At 66.5% G+C, this 21160-nt stretch carries 20 protein-coding genes and 2 CRISPR repeat arrays (1 of these 22 running past the window's edge); of the genes, 11 read left to right on the plus strand and 9 right to left on the minus strand.

What is annotated here, in order from left to right; translation table 11 throughout:
• Window positions 1-78: 78 nt before the first annotated feature.
• The gene (locus ACN268_RS11030; RefSeq protein ID WP_421483092.1) at window positions 79-855 is read right to left on the minus strand and encodes a hypothetical protein; all 777 of its coding nucleotides are present in this window, start codon (window positions 853-855) and stop codon (window positions 79-81) included.
• Window positions 856-1530: 675 nt separating this feature from the next.
• Here ACN268_RS11030 and ACN268_RS11035 point away from each other — a divergent pair.
• A complete protein-coding gene (locus ACN268_RS11035; protein ID WP_421486853.1) occupies window positions 1531-4656 on the plus strand; it encodes a type ISP restriction/modification enzyme in 3126 nt (1041 codons plus the stop codon).
• A gap of 290 nt (window positions 4657-4946) precedes the next feature.
• On the opposite strand, the gene ACN268_RS11040 is transcribed toward ACN268_RS11035, so the two are convergent.
• Window positions 4947-5654 carry an SDR family oxidoreductase gene (locus ACN268_RS11040; protein WP_421483093.1) on the minus strand — a complete coding sequence of 236 codons (708 nt, stop codon included), beginning with the start codon at window positions 5652-5654 and terminating at the stop codon, window positions 4947-4949.
• A 380-nt stretch (window positions 5655-6034) separates the two neighbouring features.
• Between ACN268_RS11040 and ACN268_RS11045 the strand changes: the two genes are divergently transcribed.
• Window positions 6035-6346: a transposase gene (locus ACN268_RS11045; protein ID WP_204924187.1), complete on the plus strand. Its 312-nt coding sequence runs from the start codon at window positions 6035-6037 to the stop codon at window positions 6344-6346.
• Window positions 6343-7269, plus strand: coding sequence for an IS3 family transposase (locus ACN268_RS11050; RefSeq protein WP_421483094.1), 927 nt, complete (start codon window positions 6343-6345; stop codon window positions 7267-7269). The genes ACN268_RS11045 and ACN268_RS11050 overlap by 4 nt, the downstream gene beginning before the upstream one ends.
• 387 nt (window positions 7270-7656) lie before the next feature.
• Here ACN268_RS11050 and ACN268_RS11055 read toward each other — a convergent pair whose 3' ends face one another.
• Window positions 7657-7854 carry a hypothetical protein gene (locus tag ACN268_RS11055; RefSeq protein ID WP_421483095.1) on the minus strand — a complete coding sequence of 66 codons (198 nt, stop codon included), beginning with the start codon at window positions 7852-7854 and terminating at the stop codon, window positions 7657-7659.
• A gap of 355 nt (window positions 7855-8209) precedes the next feature.
• Entirely contained in the window at window positions 8210-8788 is a 579-nt protein-coding gene (locus ACN268_RS11060; RefSeq protein ID WP_421486854.1) for a class I SAM-dependent methyltransferase, read from the minus strand.
• Between the two features lie 120 nt (window positions 8789-8908).
• Here ACN268_RS11060 and ACN268_RS11065 point away from each other — a divergent pair, with 120 nt between their 5' ends.
• Both ACN268_RS11065 and ACN268_RS11070 read left to right on the plus strand, forming a co-directional pair.
• Entirely contained in the window at window positions 8909-9490 is a 582-nt protein-coding gene (locus ACN268_RS11065; protein WP_421483096.1) for a TnsA-like heteromeric transposase endonuclease subunit, read from the plus strand.
• Between the two features lie 123 nt (window positions 9491-9613).
• The gene (locus ACN268_RS11070; protein WP_421483098.1) at window positions 9614-11278 is read left to right on the plus strand and encodes an AIPR family protein; all 1665 of its coding nucleotides are present in this window, start codon (window positions 9614-9616) and stop codon (window positions 11276-11278) included.
• A gap of 13 nt (window positions 11279-11291) precedes the next feature.
• On the opposite strand, the gene ACN268_RS11075 is transcribed toward ACN268_RS11070, so the two are convergent.
• Window positions 11292-11822, minus strand: coding sequence for a hypothetical protein (locus ACN268_RS11075; protein ID WP_421483100.1), 531 nt, complete (start codon window positions 11820-11822; stop codon window positions 11292-11294).
• Between the two features lie 14 nt (window positions 11823-11836).
• Between ACN268_RS11075 and ACN268_RS11080 the strand changes: the two genes are divergently transcribed.
• From ACN268_RS11080 to ACN268_RS11090, 3 genes are all read left to right on the plus strand, one after another.
• Window positions 11837-12370, plus strand: coding sequence for a hypothetical protein (locus ACN268_RS11080; RefSeq protein ID WP_421483101.1), 534 nt, complete (start codon window positions 11837-11839; stop codon window positions 12368-12370).
• Between the two features lie 328 nt (window positions 12371-12698).
• On the plus strand, window positions 12699-13226 hold the full coding sequence (locus ACN268_RS11085) for an RNA polymerase sigma factor (RefSeq protein WP_421483102.1): 528 nt from the start codon (window positions 12699-12701) through the stop codon (window positions 13224-13226).
• Window positions 13223-14200, plus strand: coding sequence for a hypothetical protein (locus ACN268_RS11090; RefSeq protein ID WP_421483103.1), 978 nt, complete (start codon window positions 13223-13225; stop codon window positions 14198-14200). Before ACN268_RS11085 ends, ACN268_RS11090 begins: the two co-directional genes overlap by 4 nt.
• 124 nt (window positions 14201-14324) lie before the next feature.
• Here the strand turns inward: ACN268_RS11090 and ACN268_RS11095 are convergent, their stop codons facing one another.
• The 3 genes from ACN268_RS11095 to ACN268_RS11105 form a co-directional block, all read right to left on the minus strand.
• Window positions 14325-14999 carry an HNH endonuclease family protein gene (locus tag ACN268_RS11095; RefSeq protein ID WP_421483105.1) on the minus strand — a complete coding sequence of 225 codons (675 nt, stop codon included), beginning with the start codon at window positions 14997-14999 and terminating at the stop codon, window positions 14325-14327.
• Between the two features lie 298 nt (window positions 15000-15297).
• Window positions 15298-16058: direct repeats of the CRISPR family, unit length 29 nt; unit sequence CTGCTCCCCGCGCATGCGGGGGTGATCCC.
• A gap of 166 nt (window positions 16059-16224) precedes the next feature.
• On the minus strand, window positions 16225-16764 hold the full coding sequence (locus ACN268_RS11100; RefSeq protein WP_421483106.1) for an NUDIX hydrolase: 540 nt from the start codon (window positions 16762-16764) through the stop codon (window positions 16225-16227).
• The gene (locus tag ACN268_RS11105) at window positions 16764-18095 is read right to left on the minus strand and encodes a hypothetical protein (protein WP_421483108.1); all 1332 of its coding nucleotides are present in this window, start codon (window positions 18093-18095) and stop codon (window positions 16764-16766) included. Before ACN268_RS11105 ends, ACN268_RS11100 begins: the two co-directional genes overlap by 1 nt.
• A gap of 209 nt (window positions 18096-18304) precedes the next feature.
• Here ACN268_RS11105 and ACN268_RS11110 point away from each other — a divergent pair, with 209 nt between their 5' ends.
• Window positions 18305-18907, plus strand: a complete 603-nt coding sequence (locus ACN268_RS11110; protein ID WP_421483109.1) for a hypothetical protein — start codon at window positions 18305-18307, stop codon at window positions 18905-18907.
• Between the two features lie 7 nt (window positions 18908-18914).
• On the opposite strand, the gene ACN268_RS11115 is transcribed toward ACN268_RS11110, so the two are convergent.
• The gene (locus ACN268_RS11115; RefSeq protein ID WP_421483110.1) at window positions 18915-19364 is read right to left on the minus strand and encodes a hypothetical protein; all 450 of its coding nucleotides are present in this window, start codon (window positions 19362-19364) and stop codon (window positions 18915-18917) included.
• Window positions 19365-19397: 33 nt separating this feature from the next.
• Between ACN268_RS11115 and ACN268_RS11120 the strand changes: the two genes are divergently transcribed.
• Complete coding sequence (locus tag ACN268_RS11120) at window positions 19398-19994, plus strand: metal-dependent phosphohydrolase (RefSeq protein WP_421483111.1); 597 nt, start codon at window positions 19398-19400, stop codon at window positions 19992-19994.
• Complete coding sequence (locus tag ACN268_RS11125; protein ID WP_421483112.1) at window positions 19991-20947, plus strand: hypothetical protein; 957 nt, start codon at window positions 19991-19993, stop codon at window positions 20945-20947. The genes ACN268_RS11120 and ACN268_RS11125 overlap by 4 nt, the downstream gene beginning before the upstream one ends.
• A 171-nt stretch (window positions 20948-21118) precedes the next feature.
• Window positions 21119-21160: direct repeats of the CRISPR family, unit length 29 nt; unit sequence CTGCTCCCCGCGCATGCGGGGGTGATCCC (it continues 1025 nt past the right edge of the window).

Below are 21160 nucleotides of genomic sequence, written 5' to 3' on the forward strand. Positions count from 1 at the left end.
TTCCAACAACGATGGCCAGCACTGCAGCCTGGGTCAATCCCAGGATGACAGGGAACACCAGGTCTGCTGGGTCTTCAGTCAGGCGAGTGGAACCCCGGCCTTTTCCATGAGGTGCTTCGCGTATGCGGTGAGCAGGAAACCAAGAGAGGTAGTCGCTACATCGTCAATCTTGGCTACCACGCGCTTCAGCACCGACTTGATCGCTCCCGTGTCGGGCTCTTCGCTCTCCAGCTCGCCCTCTGCGACCTCCAACTGGCCGCGCAGGCGCGTCGACTCGGCCTCGGTCAGACCCAGCACTGGCAGCGACTGTTTGATCGCACCAATCAGCGCCGCGAGTTCATCGCCGGCAAGACCTGTACTCACCCTCACAGCCTGCGTGATCTCGCGGCTACTCCACACCACGTTGCTGCCCGTCACCGGGCCATGGAAGTTCACCGTCGTGTTTGCGGCCTTGCCTTCGTTGTGGCTCAAATAGTCGGCCACTGACCCCCCAAAATGCTCTGCGCAGTCGATGCCAAGATCAGTCAATCGAGGAGTCCACCAATGCCCCTCATCTATCTCATCCACGTCGGCCATACGCTTCTGCGCCAGATAAGCCGTCGCCTGACGTATGTCATCCGGGGTAAACAACTCGCCCTCGAAGCGGCCAAATCGGCTCTCAAGTAGCGAGCGCAAGTCCCTCCCCTGATGGCCGGGTGCTACGTGCAAGAATCGCACTACCGCGTCACGTGCCGCACTGTTCCGCTGGACCGGGTCCAATCGACGCAGACCGCGCGATTCGACGTCCACGCGACCGGCGTCCGTGATCATGACTCTGGTGTCCTCGAAGCTCGTCGCTTCGAAGAGCTTGATCAACCCTCGCCTGTCCAACTCCCAGAGGGTTCTCCGCCAGAGGTCCTCTAGCATCGGACGCTGCCACGCCCCCGGTAGATCCATGATCCACGATTCCTTGCCCGGGTAGTCGCGGTCGTGGCAGTAGAGCAAGTCCAGTAGGCGTCTCTGACGGCGATCCGTCCCAGTCACGTAACCCCCCTTCAGCGCAACACAATATCGCCGTACGGCCAGGAATCGACGGAGTTAGATCGGGACAGCAGGGTGGGAGAGGAATGTCCTGCTTCGGAACCTGTTGATCCTGATGCCCCGCTGCGCCCCTTGCCTCTGGGCCACGCCAGTCCACCTCGACCGAACCTGGCATCGGGGAGAAGCAGTCCGTTCGCCGCGCGGCGGCCTACCCACACTCAGCCGACGTCGTCGACTTTGGCCACCGGGGAAGATCGACGTTGGGAGCGGCAGGAGGGGGCGAGCGAGCGCTGCGGGCCATTGATCCTCTAGTGTCGCAGGCACTGATTGTCGCAGAGGTGGTCTGGGGGCCTTGTGGCTGGTGCTTTTGGGGAGTGGCTGCGCTCAGCCGTCTCAGATTTTGGCCAGGAATGCAAGATCGCATTGGCGGGCCCGGGTGAACCTGAGGCGGCTATCCGCCCGCCCATAGAGCGGCTGCTACGTGCGTTCTGCGACCACCTCGGCGTGGCCATGACCTACTACCCGGAGACCGCGCTCGACGACTTGAAGGTCCGGCCCGACTACGCGATCCGGGTCAACGGGGGGATCACCGGCTACTTGGAGGTCAAGAAGCCCAGCACGAGCATCGACCCGGCCACGTTCCGCGGGCACAACCGCACCCAGTGGGAACGGTTGAAGGATCTGCCGAACCTGCTGTACACCAACGGCGGCTCGTGGATGCTCTACCGTGACGGCGAGCAGGTCGGCGACACTGTCCACCTCGACAGGTCCTTCGCCACCGCCGGCAGCCTGCTGACCGTACGCGACGGCCGCTTCGAGCAACTGCTACGCGACTTCCTGACCTGGAAACCTGCGGCGATCCGGTCCGTGCAGCAGCTCGTCCGAGCGATCGCCCCGCTGTGCCGTCTACTCCGACAAGAGGTCCTCGACCAGCTCGACCGCGAGGCGACAGCAATCCGCGCCGGGCACGCCGAGGGAGAGCAGCCTTTCACTGGTCTGGCCAAGGACTGGCGGCGCCTGCTGTTCCCCACGGCGGACAACAAAGTCTTCGCCGACGGCTACGCCCAGGCGGTCACCTTCGCCCTGCTCCTAGCACGCTCCGAGAACATTCCGCTGACCGACGGCAACCTGCACGAGGTAGGCCGCAAGCTCGGCGACACCCACTCGGTCATGGGTAAGGCCTTACAACTGCTCACTGACAGTGTCTCCGACCGGTTCCGGGTCTCCCTCGACCTACTCGTCCGGGTCGTAGACGCGGTGCAGTGGGACCGCATCCGCGCTGGCCGCGCCGATGCCTACTTGCACCTGTACGAAGACTTCCTTGAGGTCTACGACGACGATCTACGCAAGGCCTCTGGCACCTACTACACGCCGACTCAGGTCGTCACCGAGATGGCCCGCCTGGTCGAAGACGTCCTACGCACCCGGCTTGGCTGTGCCGACGGGTTCTGGTCCCCGCAGGTTGTCACCGTCGACCCGGCTATGGGCACCGGCACGTTCCTGCACGCGATCATTAAACGCGTCGCCGAGCAGGTCACCGACGCCGAAGGCCCGGGTGCGGTACCGCAGGCCATCGAGCAGCTCGCCACGCGGCTGATCGGCTTCGAGTTGCAGATGGGGCCGTACGCCGTTGCCGAGCTGCGCCAGTCCGACATGCTGCGCAAGTACCAGGCCTCGCTCCCGGCCGGTGGCCAGCACCTGTACGTCACCGACACCCTCGACGACCCGTACGCCGAGGAACAACTGATCGCGTCCACCTACGCACCTCTGTCACGGTCCCGACGGCGGGCGAACAAGATCAAGGCAGACCAGCCGGTCACCGTGGTCATCGGTAACCCGCCCTACCGGGAACGAGCAGAAGGACTCGGCGGATGGGTCGAGAACGGCTCACCACACACGCCTGCCCCGCTGAACGCCTTCCGGCTGGCCGGCAACGGCCGCACCGAGTACGTGCTCAAGAACCTCTACGTCTACTTCTGGCGCTGGGCCACCTGGAAAGCCTTCGACGCGCACCAAGACCAGGGGCAAGGCGTCGTCGCGTTCATCACCACCGCCGGCTATCTACGCGGTCCCGGCTTCAAGGGCATGCGCAAGTACCTCCGCGAAACCTGCGACGAGGGCTGGATCATCGACGTTTCCCCGGAAGGCATGCGCCCCGACGTCCCCACCCGTGTCTTCCCCGGCGTCCAACAGCCACTGGCCATCGGCATCTTCGTCCGTCGCCCCGACACCGACCGCGAGCAACCCGCCCGGATCTGGTACACCGCCCTCCATGGCCGCCGGCAGGCCAAGTACAACCAGCTTCAGAACCTAACTCTCGACGGCGACGGTTGGCGGCCGGCACGCACAGACTGGACCGCCCCACTTACCCCAGCAGCCGAGTCTGCCTGGGACGACTACCCGGCCCTGGGCGATCTGCTGCCATGGGCCGCGCCCGGAGTCAAGCCCAATCGCACCTGGGTCTATGCGCCGCATCCGAGCGTGCTCCAAGACCGGTGGTCTGGGCTTAAGAGTGCCAGCAACCGTGATGAGCGCAAGGAGCTGATGAAGGAGACGCGCGACCGCACGATCGATACAAGAGTCGAGCCCCTCCCCGGCTTTGAGGCTCACCAAAAGACCCTTGCCGAGGATCAGAGCGAATGTCGACCGCCAGTGCGAATCGCGTTCCGAAGCTTCGACCGGCAGTGGATCATTCCGGACAGCCGGCTCATCGACTTCTCGCGTCCAGATCTCTGGCGAGCAGTCGACGCCGGCCAGATATTCATCAGTGAGCTTCATTCGGCGCCGCTGACCAGCGGCCCTGCTATCACCTTCGCAGCGCTGGTCCCGGACATGCACCACTTCAAGGGTTCCGAGGGCGGCCGTGTGCTTCCGATGCGGCACGCGGGCGGTGTGCCCAACGTGCCGCCGCTGCTGCTTGCCTCGCTTAGCGGCCGACTCGGGTTCGCCGTGTCAGTCGAAGACCTGGTCGCATACATCGCCGGCACTGCGGCACACCGCGCGTTCACCCCACGGTTCGCCGAGGAACTGGTCACGCCCGGAATCCGAGTGCCTTTCACCGCGGATCCCCAACTGTGGGCCGAGGCCGTGGCCGTCGGCCATCAGGTCATCTGGCTGCACACCTACGGCGAGGCATTCTCCGACCCGACATCCGAGCGCCCAAAGGGAAACATCCGCTACCCAGCCGATGATCCCCGACGCCCGCTGAACACCACCGCGATCACCGTCGACTCGCTGCCCGACACCATCAGCCATAATCCCATAACCGAGACTCTGCACGTCGGAACCGGTTCGTTCGCTCCAGTCACCGCCGACGTCTGGGAGTACGACGTCGGCGGGATGCAGGTGATCAAGAAATGGTTCTCCTACCGCAAGGCCAACCCCGGTGGGCGCCGGTCCAGCCCGCTTGATGCGATCCATGTCGACCGCTGGCCACACGAGTGGACCGCGGAACTCAACGACCTGTTGACCATGCTCCGCCGCCTCGTCGACCTGGAGCCACACCAGGAGGATCTACTGGACCGCATCGTCGCCGGCCCACAGATCACTATCGTCGATCTGACCTCAGCCGGCGTCTTTCCAGTCCCCGACCTCGCCCGCAGAGCCCACCGCCACGCACCCGACTTGTTCTCCTGAGACTCATAACTCATTTGACGTTTGGTCCAAGTTGGCTTGTTCCGGCACCGTCGGGACAAGCTGCCGTGTGCTCGAAACGGCGAGGATCAGCACCGATACCGGGTGGGGTTGACCCGGTTTGACGGATTAGGTCGCTCAATAAGTTGATCTCACGCCATCTTGCTGGTTGGCCTACCGGAATAGGTGCTCTCCTCGTATTCGGCCAGACTCATGTAGTCCAGGGTGGAGTGGCAGCGGCGGGTGTTGTACTAGCCTAAATGGCAACCGAGGACGCCCGTACCGTATGCGGGCTACCAGGCTAAGGGCCGTCGCTGGAAGAAGAGCCTCCCGGTGGGGCCATCCGAGGGCAGTGTGGCAAGCCACACGAAGGTATCCGCAGCCTCGTCTGGCGTACAGTTCGCCTTTCCGTAGGCCAGACGGGTGTCGACCTTTCCTGGTGAGGCGGCATTCACCAGAATGCCGTCGTCCTTCAACTCAGCCGCGAGAATGCAGGTCAGAGCGTTCACTCCCACCTTGGACACCCGATAGGAAACACTCCCCGGCCCCATCTCGCCAAAGGTGCCCATGTGGCTTGAGACGTTGACGATCCTGCCGTATCTGTTCTTCCTCATCTCCGGGATGGCCGAAGTGCAGCAGCGCCAGGTTCCCATGATGTTGGTGTCCAGGGTTGCTCGCACCTTCTCGATGTCGGCGCTGGCCGCCGCCTGGCCACGGTCGATGGCGATGCCGGCGTTGTTCACCAGGATGTCCAACCGGCCGTACTGGTAGCCCACGTCGGCCATCACGCGAGCGACGCTGGCTGGGTCGGCGATGTCGAGCTGATGGCCGGATGCGGAGAGTCCCTCCGCGGATAGTTCGTCAGCAGCCCGCACGGCGGCTTCCTCGGTACGAGCCGTGACGACCGCATGGGCGCCGGTCCGGGCTATGCCCCGGGCGATGGCCTTCCCGAGCCCACGGTTGGAGCCGGTGATCACAGCGACGCGCCTGGCCTCACTCATGCGAGCAGAGTACGTACGCGCTCGTCCAGCGCGGTTCCGGCGGGGTGTCGATGGACCGTCAGGCGACCGTGGATGTCTAGTAGGCGGCGGTGGTTGCGCACCGCGCGGCTGGCGGCGACGTCGGGGGCAGCCTCGGCCACCATGGCGCAGGTTCGCAAGGTGTTGGAGGCGCGCACTCACAAGCGACTTGGCTTAGAGAAGGAACATGCGTGACAGCGGCGTGGCGGCGGCCTACGACCGTGGCATCGCACCATCCGGCCGGGCAGATGTGGGCGGCCGCCCAACCGCCGTTACTGGCCAAACCAAGATCTTGAGTTGAGGTTCCCCCGGTAGCTCGGAGGCTTTCGATCATGCTCTGATGGAGCTGAAGGGAGTCATCCGTGGCAGCACCGAAGAAGTACCCCGATGAGCTGCGTGAACGTGCGGTGCGCTTGTATCGGGAGTCGGACCCGAAGCCCGTGATCCGGCAGCTGGCACGCCAGCTTGGTGTGCATCACGAAGCGTTGCGCAACTGGATCCGCCAGGACGAGGCCGACCGCGGTCAGCGTGACGACCGGCCGACGACCTCGGAGGTTGAGGAGCTGCGCCGGCTACGGCGGGAGAATGCCGAGCTGAAGCGGGCCAACGAGATCCTGAAAGCCGCGTCGGCTTTTTTCGCCTCGGAACTCGACCCGACCCGGCGACGGTCGTGACGCTCGTCAACGAGCTACGCGATCGCTTCGGGGTCGAGCCCGTCCTCCGGGTCCTCAACGTCGCCCCGTCGACCTACTACGGCTGGCTCGCCCAGGCCGCCAACCCGTGTGTTCGGCGGCGGGAGGATGCGGAACTGGCGGTGGAGATCGCGGAGATCCACGACGTATCGGGTGGCACCTACGGCAGTCCAAGGGTGCACGCCATGCTGCGCCGGCAGGGCCGCCAGGTGGGTCGCAAGCGGGTGGAGCGGTTGATGCGGACCGCCGGCCTGCAAGGGGCGTTCCTGCGCAAGAAGTGGCGCATCCCGTCGACCCGGTCGAACCCGAAGGCGACACCGGCTCCCGATCTGGTGAACCGGCAGTCCACGGCTGCGGCGCCGAACCGGTTGTGGGTCGCCGACGCCACCCGCATCCCCTGCGGTGAGGGCGTGTTCTGGCTGGCCGCAGTGCGGGACGTGTTCTCCAACCGCATCGTGGGCTGGCGCTGCTCTGACCGCTGCGACACCGACCTGATCCTCGGCGCCCTCGAATACGGCATCTGGTCCCGCGACGTCCGCGACGGCCAACTGATCCACCACTCAGACCGCGGGTCGAACTACACGTCGTTCCGCTTCGCCCAACGCCTGGCCGACAACGGCATCCTGCCCTCCATGGGGTCGGTCGGCGACAGCTACGACAACGCCCTGATGGAGAACTTCTGGTCGACGTTGAAGATCGAACTGGTCTACCGCAACTCGTGGCGCACCCGCGACGAGGCCGAGAACGCGATCTTCACCTACATCGACGGCTGGTACAACACCCGCCGCATCCAGAAAGACCTCGGCTGGCGATCCCCAGACGAGTACGAAACCGCCTGGCACACCCACCAGGCCCGACACGACCAGACGGCTATCGTTCAGCCTGAGCCCACCGGCGCCAGGTAACTAACCCTCCGGCAAACCGGGGGAACCTCACAGCAGACCTTCCCACCGCTCACCAGGCGGAATCCCCGCTGCACGCACCGCAGTAGGAAAACAGCCAAAGTCAGTCGCGAGAGGAGTGCTCGCGCCACGACCCCGGCAAGAGCGGTTGGCAGAGGCGGTCGATCATCGCCCGAGCCTCGGTCTGGGAGTCGAACCCCCAGCGGAAAACCTGACCGGTCTCGCTGTCGCCGACCCGGGCGATCACCCTCCAACGGGCTTGGCGCACCAGCCAGACGTCGCGGCGGGCGAGACGCCCCCGCACGCCGTTCCACCATCGCCGAACCACCTCGTTTACGACGGAATCGCTCACATGTTCGATAGCTGCGCAGGCGCAGGCGCAAGAACCGCTCATTCGCAGCGGTCTTCGGCTCCTCGGGCACGAGGCTCGCAGCAGTCGCCACGGTGGCGGTACACGCGCAGGTCTCGCCCCTGGCGGTGGGCCCACTCAGTCGTCAGCTCGTACAGACAGGCCCGCCACACCACGGTCTCTCCGCCGCCGGGCACGACCTGCCCGTCACCAGGCCCATCACGCAGCAGCACCCTCATGACGCCGACGCTACGCACCCGGCGCACACCCGTCACCGGCTTGCGTTTCGCGCCCGCCGTTACCCTCAGCGCGGCGTCGAGGACCAGCTCCCAGCGGTTGTGCGTTGCGCCTGAAGCTGCCTCACACCGTCCCGAGGGCGCGAAGAGGATGAGCCGCAGCGCACCCTTATTCCGCTGAGTTGCCGATTCCGGCTCAGCCGCCGAGCGGGCAGGCTGAGAACATGAGTCGATCGCTGTCCTACGCCGACGCGGTACGTATCCTGGGTGGGAAAAGCCAACTTCTGACGGTGACAGGCTTCCCGATGAGTGTGCGTGTACTTGGTCTCGACCGGCAGCCAGCTGTGCCGATCGGGCACTACGGCGCGGCGACTGTTGCGGCAATGGCCGCGTACTTGCGGTCCGGGCGGTCCGGGGACTGCTGCTGCAGGCGCTGAAGTTCGGTGAAACCAGCCTTTGCCAGGCGGGCAGAGAATGTGTCTACGGGCCAGCGGTATGCCGTGTGGACCTTGTGGCCGAACGCAACCACATCGTCGTCGCTGTCGAAGAAGCCGATCACCAGGTTCCCGGAAGGAGGCAGCATCCGGCGGAACTCGGCGAGTACCGCATCCAGCTCCGATGGCGGTAGGTGGATGGTCGAGTACCAGGAGAGGATGCCGGCCACCGAGTGGTCGGGAAGGTCCAGGTCCGTCATTGATCCGAGCTGGAACGCCGGCCCGGGAAAGTGGGTCCGGGCGTAGCCGATGAACTCAGGTACCAAGTCGACGCCGGTCACGTTGGCACCGAGCGAATGCAGGTAGGCGCTCCAATGCCCGGGGCCGCAACCGAGATCGAGCACGGCACCGTCCAAGCCGACGAGGTGGCCTCGGACAAGGGCCGTGTCATCCACGTGGGCCTGCCAGTCACCATCGAACAGGGCGATGTACTGCTCGGACATGCGCGAGTAGGCGTCGCGGACCGGCTGGTTACTCACGGCACCACTCTAAAGTCTGCCCGCGTTCCGCCCCGAACCCAATACGCGTCCGGATTGAGGTGGCACGTCCGGTACGGTGCCGGGGTGCTGCGCGCGGTGCCGGGCCTGGGTGGGCCGCTGACGGCTGAGTTCGAGGTCGGCTACGTCGGCGCCGAGGGATCGGAGGTCCGCACCTCCTTGATCGACTCGGCGGGAGTGCTGCTCGAGCTAGTCAAGCCGGTACGCGGCTTCCCGTCGTACAAGCGGCAGCGCAACTTCCCGGGCTTGTGGTGGTCGTCGACGACCGGCGCTCACGGCGGGTACGAGTCGTGGCTGAAGCGCGATCACCTGATGCTGCTCGACTTCGACCCAGCGGTGGCCGGGATCGCGTCGCAGCCGTTCTGGCTGTTCTGGGACGACGAGGCTTCCGGCCGGCGCCGTTCGCACGCGCCGGACTACTTCGCCCGGCTGGCCGACGGGCGGGGCCTGGTGGTGGACTGCCGACCAGTCGACCGGATCAAGCCGCGTGACGCCGCGGCGTTCGCCGTGACTGGCCGGGCGTGTGAGCTGGTCGGATGGGAGTATCCCCCGCCTGACGAACTCCACCGTGCCGGGTTGCGACAGCGGCGGCCGCAGCGGTCCTCGCCGCGGCGGATCCATCGACCTAACTCACTAGTTGCTCGCTGAGGGTGGTCGACATCCACCTGCCCGGGAACCCACTCCTCAAGGTCCACGAAGGTGTGTACGGTCAGATTCGGGTCCGTAGAGTACGTCACCGTCCGCTATAGCAACGGCCATCGAGGAAGACTCTTGAGTAAGTTTCATGTTAGCCAGATCGAGACCCACGTCCGTTCGCTCCATCAGGAGAGTCGATGGAACGGCAATCTCGACGCTGTCGCGAATCTCTCGCGTCTGCTCGCCTTGCATGCCGTCCACCTTGCGCTGGGGCCGGAGGGCGACAACAGTCGCCTGGTAGAGATCACAGACGGCGAGCAGGATCACGGCATCGATGCGATCGGAATTGATCAATCAGTAAAGGTGGTGGTCCTTGTCCAGTCGAAGTGGCGTCAGGATGGCAAGGGCTCAATGGCCTTAGGTGACGTGCTGAAATTCCTCCATGGCGTGCGATCGATCCTCGGGATGAAGGACGATGCCGAGCCCGTGAACGCGACTCCGGAGACGAGGGCTGCAGTGAGCGGCATGCTCACCAAGCCCGGCGCGCGCATCCGGCTGGTGACTGTCACAACAGCGAGTGAACCGCTTGCCGCCGAGGTGGAGGCCCCCATCGCGGAACTCTTGAGTCAGCTCAACGATCTTGAGAATACCGAACCTCTCGCCAGTCATGTCCACCTTGCTCAGGCCGCTCTCTTTAAGTCGATCTCTGATCATGCGCAGCCGGCGGTAGACATCGATCTGCAGATGCTTGACTGGGGCCGCGCTTCCGAACCTCAGAAGATGTACTACGGCAGGGTAAGTGCGGCCGAGATCGCCATCTGGTACGAGCAGCACGGGGCTGAGCTCTTCGCAGACAACATCCGTGTGGTCATTCCCCGCTCGGACATCAACGAGGGTATCCTGGAGACGATCAGGACTGATCCGCAGCGGTTCGTCTACTACAACAACGGCATCACCGTTCTCGCTGAGTCGATCGGCATCGGTCCCGGCGGTGCGCTAAATCGGGACGTCGGCTACTTCCGGCTGAGCGGTGCCAGCGTCGTCAACGGCGCACAGACCGTTTCCACACTCGGATCGGCGAAGGGCGGCGACTTTGAGAGCAATCTGGGGAACGCCTTCGTGCTCGTCAGGTGCATCGAGGTACCCAAAGAGGAAGAGGACCTGGGTCGCCGCATCACCCGTTTTGCCAACACTCAGAACGAGGTCTCAGGTCAGGATTTCGCCTTCCTCGACCAGGAGCAGCACCGACTCCGGCAGGAGTTGCAAGTCCTCGGGTTCGAGTACCTACTTCGATCGGCGGAGGTACCGAAGTCGACGGAGCCGGGCAAGGTCATCAGCCTTCGCCAAGCTGCCATTGCTTTGGCCTGCGCCTCTTCTGCACTTGGGCATGCCGTAACAGCGAAGCGAGAAGTCTCCCGCTTGTTCTCCGACAACTCGGTGTATAAGGCCCTATTCAACCCAAACACCGATCCACTCAGGCTCAGCCGTGCGGTCACCATCGTGGCGGCGATCGACCAGGCACTGGATCGCGTCGAGCGTGTGGCGGAGGGCATCGAATCGGGCATCGCGACGCATGGGCGACGCGCGATCGCGCATGTAGTTTTCCGCAAGTTGGGCGACAAGTTTCTCGCTGAGCCCGACAGCGACCTTGACGCTCGGCTAGCGTCTCTCGACGCGGAAGTCGCCTCGTATGTGACAGCCCTGGTGGACGTGTTTCCAGGTAATGCCTACCCGGGCAACGTCTTCAAGAACCAGTCACGCGTGGCGACTCTCATTCGGGAGGCCCAGTTGCTCCCATGATCGGACACCATGTTCAGAGACTATCGGCAAAGCACTGATCGAGCGGGGCGCTACTGAACCAGCGCCGAGTTCGCCGCGTCGAAGGCAGCGGCCGTCTGCACCACCGCCGCGGTCGCTGCTGCCGCCGGCCACTTTCGATTCGTTCCCGACGCCGTGCGGCCTGGATCTCCCTTCGTGCCGGCGGCATCGGGGGTTGGGCTGTGCCAGCAAGCCAGGGAGCCGGGCGGGCGTCCCCGTCCCAGGCGGTTCGGTTGGCTGGGTCCACTACGTGGCTGCGGTACCCGATGTCGTGCAACACGAGCATCACGAGGTAGCGGCGTTGCAGCAGCAACGTCTCCTGCACCAGGCCCGGATGGCGGGCGAGTTCGTCGGGTTCCGTGGGGTGGACGAGGTGGTTGCGCACGCGAGTCACCACGGCGGGTCCGTCAGCTCCGTCGGGCGTGATGAAGGCGGCAACCGCGGGGAACCGGTCGGGGTCGACGTCGGTCGGCACGCGAGCTTCCTCGATCAGGTAGCGCAGAAATTCCTCGGCAGAATCTGCCACGCAGCCCGTGGGACGTGGGATTCGCGGGCGACGGCGCGACCGTCTACTTCACTGTGGACTGCTGCGGCCAGAGCCAGAACAGTGCTTTCCGCTTCACCCTGGCCACCCGGACCACCACCGCGTTCCTTGCCGGAAAGTGCTGGTGGAACGGCGGCAACATCTGCGTGGAACAGGTCGTGCCCAGCGCCCCCGACGCGCACACCGCCATCGTCCGGCTCACCCCGGCCGGTAGCGACATCGTCTACCGGTTGTTGCTCGACCGGGTGGAGGTCCCCGCGATCGTCGTCCCCCCGCTGAACGTGTGCGGGGTGGCGGACGACGGGCCCAGGGTGGCGTTCGCCGCCACCTCCACGCTGCTGCCCGGTGGAAGCCCACAGGGCTACAGCGTCTTCCTGTACCGCGCCGCCACCGGCAAGATCACCCGTGTCTCACCCGCGGCAGGCTCTGCTGACGAATCGTCCTACTATTCCCACCGGGGGCTCGCCGCCCAGACCGGACAGGTCGCCTACACATATCACGACCAGGCGTATCTCAGCTCGGCCCCATAGTGGGCACAGCGCTTACTCCCCTTGGACGAGCGCCTGCGGCCACGCACGACCGGTGATCATCGCATTCCGTCACAGCAAGGTCACGATTCGTTGGAACGTGTAGACCTCATCACTGTCCGCGAGCCTCTTCTGAGTAGCGACGATTCACGTCGTTCACGCCCCCGAGGAGGATGTCCGTGCTAGGTACACCGTGGTGCGGTGGCATGCACTGGTCGAGATGGTGCACCCGTCCCGTCGCCGACCACGATTGGCGCAGGTCACACCACGGGCGTCAGCGCCCGAGCTACGCCTGCCCCGTGTCCTACGACGCGGGCGCGGGATGCGGGAGGTGACCACCGATGAGGCGAACGAGCAATTCATCTCCTTCTACACAGCGTGGCGAGGAAAGCTGTTCAAGGCCGTGGCGGCGTGGACCGGCGACCGGCACGCTGCCGAGGATGTCGTACAGGAGGTCATGATCCAGGTGCGACGATACTGGGGCCGCTACTCGCGGCCCGAGATCCTGATGTACCGGCTGGCACGCCAGCAGCTCGCCCGGCGCAGTGCCGTACCGGTGCAGATGGACTCACTGGAACAACACCATGACACCGAGGAACACACCGCTGGTCCTGGCCGTGACCTGGATCAGAAACTGGACCTGCTCGCCGCATTGCGTCGGCTGCCGACCCGACAACGGGAAGCCGTGGTGCTGACTGAAGTCTGTGACCTCGACCAGTCCACCGCCGCGGAAATCCTCGGTATCAGCGTGTCGGCCCTCAAGACCCACAAAGCCCGAGGACTGCGCACCCTGTACGAGCGGCTGGCTGGACGAATGGCCGGCGCGAGAGCCGACCTCGACGGAGGGAACCTCACGTGAGCATTGCCGACGAACTAAAAAGTGCCGTAGACACCTGCCTGGGTCCCCGGTCGACCCGCAACACCTCGGTCGAGGCCCGGCGGGTCCTGCACCTGCACGCTTGCCGGGCGGCCGACCCGAAGCAGCGCCGACAGATGGACGACACCATCGCCGACGTTGAACTCGGCTATTCCGCCTACCTGCTCGGTGTGCACTACCAAATCCATGGACAACGAGACCTCGCCGAGCACTGGCTCCACGTCGCCGCGGTCCGCGATGTCGCCGACGCCGCCGTACGCCTGGCGATGCTGCTCGAATACCGCTCCGTGCTCACCGCCAACACCAGCATCGACACAGCGCCGACACCCGACGACGACCTGGCCCGGGCCCGCCGGTGGTACCAAGTCGCCGCGAAGGCCGGCTACCGCCCCCACGACGACGGCGACCCCGCTCCCCTGTCACCGCTGACTGCCGACTGTTGCCCCGCAGTCGAACACGCCGCCGGCGTCGAAACCACCGACGAGATCATCAGCAGTGCCCGACGTCAGGCCAGCGCACTGCTCCGCCAAGCCCGTGCCGACGTCAAGGTGATCATCGACGCCGCCCGCCACGAGGTCGACGATCTTGCGCGGCAGCGCGCCGAAGTCGAGAGGCAGATGCGGCTGTTGCAGCACATCGTCACAGAGATCGCCGCCGTCGAGACCCAGCCCCGACAGCGCTGGCGACGGTTCGTCGCCACGACCCGCGTCGCCACTTCCGGCAGCGAGTCGGACGCCTGGCAAAGAATGCGTGAGCACCTCCGCGCACACGACGGCACGCCCCGACGACGAGCGGTTCGCCGATTCCTGATCACCCGGATCTTGACCCTGCTCAAACTCGGCGACTCTGCAGAACTGGACATCCTCGACCTCGACGTCGAAACCAAGGAAGCAGTCCCCACGCGCCGCTCCACCTGGGCGCGACCAGAGGCATCTATGCGGGCCCGCGCAGGGTGAGCCCCACCGGGCCGGACGACTTCCGGAGATCTGCGGAGTCCACTGGCCACCGGCCCACGTCCCGCGGGCGGCCGGTGCCAGCCGACGCCCGTCGAGCGTTGGTCCGCCGATCCAGCCGGCAGACTCAGGAGCAGGTGTTGAGCATGCTCTGCAGGGCCGACTTCTCCGATAACTGCAACCGTAGGCCCCAGGTGTACTTCACGGTGATCCACATCTTGCCGTAGGTGCACCGGTACGACGACAGGGGCGGCTGCCACGTCGACGGGTCCTGGTCACCCTTGGACTGGTTGACGTTGTCCGTCACCGCGATCAACTGCGGCCCGGACAGGTCGTTGGCGAAGCTCTGCCGCCGGCTGGTCGTCCAGGAACTCGCCCCGGAACGCCACGCCTCGGCCAGGGGAACCACGTGGTCGATGTCGAGATCCGACGCGGCGGTCCAGGTCGCCCCGTCATACGGGCTGTACCAGCGCCCCGACGTGGCCTGACAGGAGGAGTTCACGACCACCGAGGTGCCGTCACGTTTGAGGACCTGCTCACGGGTGTCGCAGCTGCCGCTGACGGTGATCCAGTGCGGGAACAGGTCCCGGGAGTAACCGCTGGTGGAACCCTCGGCGGCGACGGTGAGGGCATTGAGCTGCGACTGGGCGGTCGCCTTCGACGGGATCCCCGGCGGCGTCGCCGCCGCCGTCCCCGCGATGCCCACCGAGAGGGCCGCGCCGACGAACGTGGCGAGCGCCAGCGTCACGGCGCGCACCCGGGGCCGGGCCCGCCCGGACGTCTTCGTGGTCAGTCCTGACATGCCATGCCTCCAGGTCACCATCGACAGCAGATACAACCCTCATCTTCGATGTAGGTGACGATGGGATGGCATGCCCGTGAAAAGCCGCAAAGCTCAGTCACAACTCGTACGCCCCTACGGACTCTGCCCGGTATGTCCACGACAGCCACCGCCTCCGCCGACTTCGCGTTGGCTACCATCCTCTGCAAATGAGCCGCGAGCCTCAACCAGCGGAACAAGGACCGACCACATGAACAGGCCGCCAGTCAAAGTGAAGAAAAACAGCGTAGTTGATCTTCAGCGCCCCAGGTCAAGAAGTCTGCTCCCCGCGCATGCGGGGGTGATCCCGCGGTCCCGTCCGCGTCCAGCGGCACGCCCTTCTGCTCCCCGCGCATGCGGGGGTGATCCCGCCAGGGCCACGCCCCCGACGGTGCCGAGGAGCTGCTCCCCGCGCATGCGGGGGTGATCCCGACCCGGAGACCGCGCGCCGGCTCGCCGAGAACTGCTCCCCGCGCATGCAGGGGTGATCCCCACGTCGCCCGCCGGCAGTGCACCGTCCTAGCCTGCTCCCCGCGCATGCGGGGGTGATCCCCGGGTGACGGTCAGGTGGCGGGACAGCAAGGGCTGCTCCCCGCGCATGCGGGGGTGATCCCCAGGAGTGGGCGGCGTACCTGAACACGGCGTACTGCTCCCCGCGCATGCGGGGGTGATCCCGCCTCCATCGTGGATGCGGTCGCCGGCAGCTCCTGCTCCCCGCGCATGCGGGGGTGATCCCTTCGCGCGCAGCACCGCAGCGACCCGGTCGGGCTGCTCCCCGCGCATGCGGGGGTGATCCCACGCCGACAAGATCGGCCGAACGGGTGTCACCCTGCTCCCCGCACATGCGGGGGTGATCCGGTCAGCGCGGCGACGATCAAGGAACTGCTGGCCTGCTCCCCGCGCATGCGGGGGTGATCCCGACGTCCGCCTCACGCCGGAATGGAACTCGCGCTGCTCCCCGCGCATGCGGGGGTGATCCCCCGCCGCCGACGTGGTCCGTCTGTTCGCTGTCCTGCTCCCCGCGCATGCGGGGGTGATCCGGACTGGGCATCCGACAAGGCCCGCCGCCGGCACTGCTCCCGCGCATGGGGGGTGATCCCGTGGACATGCGGCGGCCGGTGCCAGTGCCGGGCTGCTTCCGCGAATGCACGGAGGTGGCCCGGCTGGAGCCGCTTCTCCTTTGCCTGCGCGCACGAAGGTGCCAGCGTCAACTCGTGGTGAGGTGGCCAGCGAGCAGGTAGAGCAGTGCGACGAGGGTGGTTCCCGCGACGATCTGCTTCTTGTTGATGAGCTCTGGGATGTCGACAAGTGGCACCCATTCCACCTTGTCGCTCTCGAAGCTGTCCTTGGGTGGACCAACGTGGGTCGCGGCGTTGGCGGTGAAGATGTGGTGTTCGCTGGTCATGAGGCCGGGTGAGGGTTGGCTGTAGACGAGTGGGCGGATCGGTCGCTCGGGTCGCCAGCCGGTCTCCTCCTCGGCTTCCCGGGCAGCCGCGTCGGCGGGGTCTTCGCCGGGGCGGATGCTGCCGTGGGGGATTTCCCAGCCCCAGGTGTCGGTGATGAACCTGTGTCGCCAGATGAGGAGCACCTTGTTGTCGGTGACGACGGCGAGGCCGGCTCCGGGTGCTGCGGTGCGGATGATCCGGTGGTCGAGGTGCCGGCCGTCGGGTAGCTCGACGTCGGCGCTGGCGACGTGGACCCACTGGTCGCGGTAGAGGTCGCGTTCGGAGTGAACTGTCCAGCGCATCAGGTTCCTATCGGTGGTAGGTGCGGGTGTGCACGGTCAAGAAGGTCGGCTACGGCGGGGTGAGCGGCGTGGGGGCGTAGGGCGGTGATGACCTGGGTTACCCGGTCCTGCAGGCGTCCGGATTCCATGCCGGTGACCCGGTCGAGCATGTGGGCGGCGGCGTGCGCGCTGCGGTCGAGGTCGCCTCGCGCGGTCAGGATGAGTGACAGTCCCGCGTACCGGTGGGCCTGTCCGCGTAGATGGGTGGTGGTGCCGGTTCGTACGGATTCCTCGGCGTAGGTCTGCGCGGCGGTGAGGTCGCCGAGCCGGCGGAGGGCCTCGGCGATCTGGGTTTCGACCAGGCCAGGTTGGACGTACGACACCTCGGCTGGGCTTCCTGCGTGGGGGATGCGGCCGGCGAGAGTTTCGGCGTGCCGGAGGTGTGGGTGGCTGCCGGTCGCGTCGCCCATGCGTGCGTACGCCTTGCCTGCGAGGGCGTGTAGGTCCGCGGTCAGGGCCGGGGAGATGGTGGTGCCGGCCGCTCGGAGGGCGGCTTGGGCGTACTGCACGACGAGCCGGTATTCGTCCAGGTAGAGCGCCTGGTTGGCCATCAGGGCGACGACGTAGGCGCCGAACGCTCGGTCGCCGGAGGCTTTTGCCAGCCGCAGCGCGGTCAGCAGGTGCCGTTGTGCCAGGGGTTGTTGGTCGGCGTCGTAGGCGCACACTCCGGCCAGGGCGGCGAGTCCACCCACGGCCCGGTACAGCTCGCGCCCCCGGGCGTTGTCGTACGACGCGCGCAGCAAGGGTGCGGCCTGCGCGGTGAGGGTGGCCACGACGCGGGCCTTGACCGGTACGCCGCCGACCCGTCGATACATCTCCTGGTAGCGGGCTCGTGCGTTTCGTAGTCCGGAGATGTCGGTGGGGTCGACCCGCCGGTGCCCGAGGTGCGACACGTCGTCGTCCTCGGGTGGGTTCTCCCACTCCCACACGGGTGCTGTCGCCTGCGACCCGGTGACGGTCGACCTTCGTGTGTGACCCTTCTGGTCGCTGCGCCACAGCGCGGCAGCCTGGTCCACCACCTGCGGCAGGCCGGGCGGATCGGTATGGTCGCCGCCCCGGGTCATGCCGATGTCGGCCAGGGTCAGGGGGATGCCGAGCCGGCCGCCGACGATGCGGCAGATCATCACCGGCACCGGGTCCCGGGGGATCGCATGGTCCCGGATCCATCGGGCGACGGATGCGTGGTCGTAGCGCAGTCGGTCGTCGAGGGTGTTGAGTTGCTTGGCCAGGCCGGCGTGGGACAGCCCGGCGCGTTCGAGGAGGGCATCGAGCAGGATGTTCGCCTCGGCCACCCCGCCAGCCTATGGCCAACCGGTTGACGATCGAAGTGTTTCGCCGCGTTCACACGGGGTGTGAACGCGGCGCGTCTACGCCCGACAACACACTCTCCATCGACGCCCGTCAGCGCCCATACCGTCGTGGGTAACGGGTGCGGTGGTCGACGCAAAGCAGTGCTCGGCTGCCGCGCCCTTCACTTCCAACGTATGGGAAGGGACAGGCCATGACGGTGACGACGACGCGGATGCCGGCTCCGGAGGCGGTCGGGCGACGGGCGGCGCAGATCCTGGACGCGATGCGGGAGCACCCCGGCTGGAAGCGGCTCAACGGTTCCTCGATGCGGTACTCGTCCTGCTGGGCCACGTTCACCGGCTACCCGACGGTGAGCGAGTGGTCGCTGGAGCGGGACGCGGGGCCGCTGCTGGTGGAGGCGCTGCGGGTCCTCGCGCTGAAAGCGGCGGTGTACGAGCTGACCGGAGGTGACGAGGAGAAGGCGGAGCTGCTGGTTCCGGCGCCGGTGGACGAGATGGTCCACGCCGTGCTCGCGCAGTTCACCCTGATGAGCCGGATGCAGGCCGACCTCCAGGTGGTGTTCCCCCACGCCACCGAGCTGGAGGACTTCGGCTACACCCGGGGATGCGTGACCGACGACTACTACGCGGCGGCCGGGTGGGGTGGGCAGCCGCTGCGGTACTGGCTCGACGCGGCCGAGGTCAGCCGCCGGCTGGGCATCCTCGACGCCCACTACGGACCCGCCGGGTTCGGCCGAGGCGGGCGAAGCCACACCATCACCTTCGACACCCAGCCCACCCCCGCGGCGGTCTGACCCCCGGCTACCGGTTGGCGAGTTCGATGGAGAGCACCCGGCGTAGGGTCTGCACGACCACGCCGGGTGCGAACCGTTCACCGGCCTGCCGTTCCGCCCGCGCGACCGCCGTGAACAGCTGCTCGGGTGCCGCGACCCGCAGCGTGGCGACCAACCACCCCTCCAGGTCATCCACCTCGGTCGGCAACTCCAACGCCGCCGGGGTCGGCGTCGGGACCGCCACGCTCGGCGTCGGCAACGGCACACCGGCCGAGGCATACCGGCCCGGCGGCATACCGACGCGGTACGGGTGCACGCACACCGGATGCCCGTTCGGGTCGACCCGCCAACCCACTGCCGGGTCGTACGCGAAATCAGGGCCTGGCCGGTCGACCACGTCGAACCGGCCCGGACCCAGTTCCTGCGCCGGACACACCACACAGGTGCGCTCACACCACTCGGGCAGCGGACCATCCACCCACCCATGCTATGACCAGGAAGGGCACCGCCAGTGACCGCTCTCGCCGCGCCACGGCACCCACTCGTCCGCCACGCCCTCACCGACGCCCGCACCTGGTGCGCCAGGCAGACCATCGACGAACGACCGGCCCTCGTCCACGCCGTCCGGGTCGCGGTCACCCTCACCCGACACCTACCGGACGTATCCCCCGAGCTGACCGCCGCCGCGCTCCTGCACGACGCCCCGGAATTCGCCCCACTCGACGTGGACCTCCACACCATCCTCACCGCCAGATACGGGCCAGAAGTGCCACGAATCATCCGCGCGTTACAGGTCGAACACCACGCCCTCGACCAGCCCGACCCGCCGATCACCATCGACGACCAGCCCGTCCTGCTCGCCTCCACCGCTGACAAGATCGTCGCCCTCGCCTCGCTACGACGACGCGCCCACTCCAGCGGCGACCCGGACGCCTTCTTCACCGCCCGACCCGCCCTCCTCCGACTCCTGCCGCACTTCCAGGACTTTCACCAGGCCGCAACCGGACGGGTGCCTACCAGCATGAGCGGCCAACTCGGACACGTCCTGGACCTGCTCCACCAAGGCACGGCTACCGCCCGGGCCCGGCTCCAGGAGCCCGGCCCGTGATCACCGAACAGGTCACCAACGCACTCCTGGCCGCCCTGACCCAGGCCGCCGGCATCGAGGTCGTCCGCCGCGAACCGATACGGATCTGGCAGCTCAGCGGCGTCGAACGCCTCCACCTGACCGACGACACCACCATCGTCTTCAAGTACGCCACCCGCCCGTTCACCAACGAAGACCACACACTCCGACACCTGGCCGCTCACGGCATCCCCGTACCGCAGGTCCACAACTCCGTCACCATCGACGACACCCTCGGCATGCTCATCAAGGACCTCGGCCCGGCCACCCGCGACGCCAGCGAGAACGACGCCGCCATCGCCGCCGCCAGACTGCACACCCTCGAACCCGCACCACGGCTCGCGACCCTCGACGAAACCGCCCTACGCGCCCTACCCACACGAAGCCTGGCGTACGTAGAACGCCTCACCGACACCGGCCGACTCACCGGCGAGCACGATCTCGCCCCGCTATTCCAGGCCCTCGACCACGCCACCGCACAGCGAACAGCAGGCGCTGAAATCCCACCGTTCGGGGTCTGCCACTCCGAACTACATCCCACGTCGCTGCACATCACCCGCGACGGCTGGCACCTCCTCGACGTCGCCAACGCCTTCAACGGCCCCGGCATCCTCGACCTCGCCACCTGGCACGGCACCCGCAACCCACCCGACCCACCCCGACTACGCCGCCTCCTCAACCACTACGTCCACGCCGGCGGCCACCCACACGCCCTCCGCAGCCGCGCCGGCCTACCCGCCGAAACCTGGGCACTCACCTGGCACCGAATCTGGGCAGCAGAAACCCTGCTCCACCAAACCACCCTCACCACCGACAACCCCAGCACCGAGACGCTCGACGCGATCCAACGCCAGACCACCAGCGCCCTCGAACTCCTCAGCACCAGACAGCACAGCCGATCTCTTCACCGATCGACCCATCGGTCCACGCCATGACTGCGGGAGTGACTCACAACGCGACCGTCCGGGTCCAGGTTGGCTACCATGCTCTGTGCATCAAACTGCGCGCTCGAATCAGCCGAAGCAGGACTCACCCACATGAACGATCCGTCAGCCAAAGTGAATAAAATCGACGTAGTTGATCTATAGCGCCTCAGGTCAAGAAGTCTGCTCCCCGCGCATGCGGGGGTGATCCCTTTGTGCCCGAGC

Origin of the sequence: Micromonospora sp. WMMD735 (assembly GCF_049178995.1) — a bacterium.
GTDB classification, from domain to species: domain Bacteria; phylum Actinomycetota; class Actinomycetes; order Mycobacteriales; family Micromonosporaceae; genus Micromonospora; species Micromonospora wenchangensis.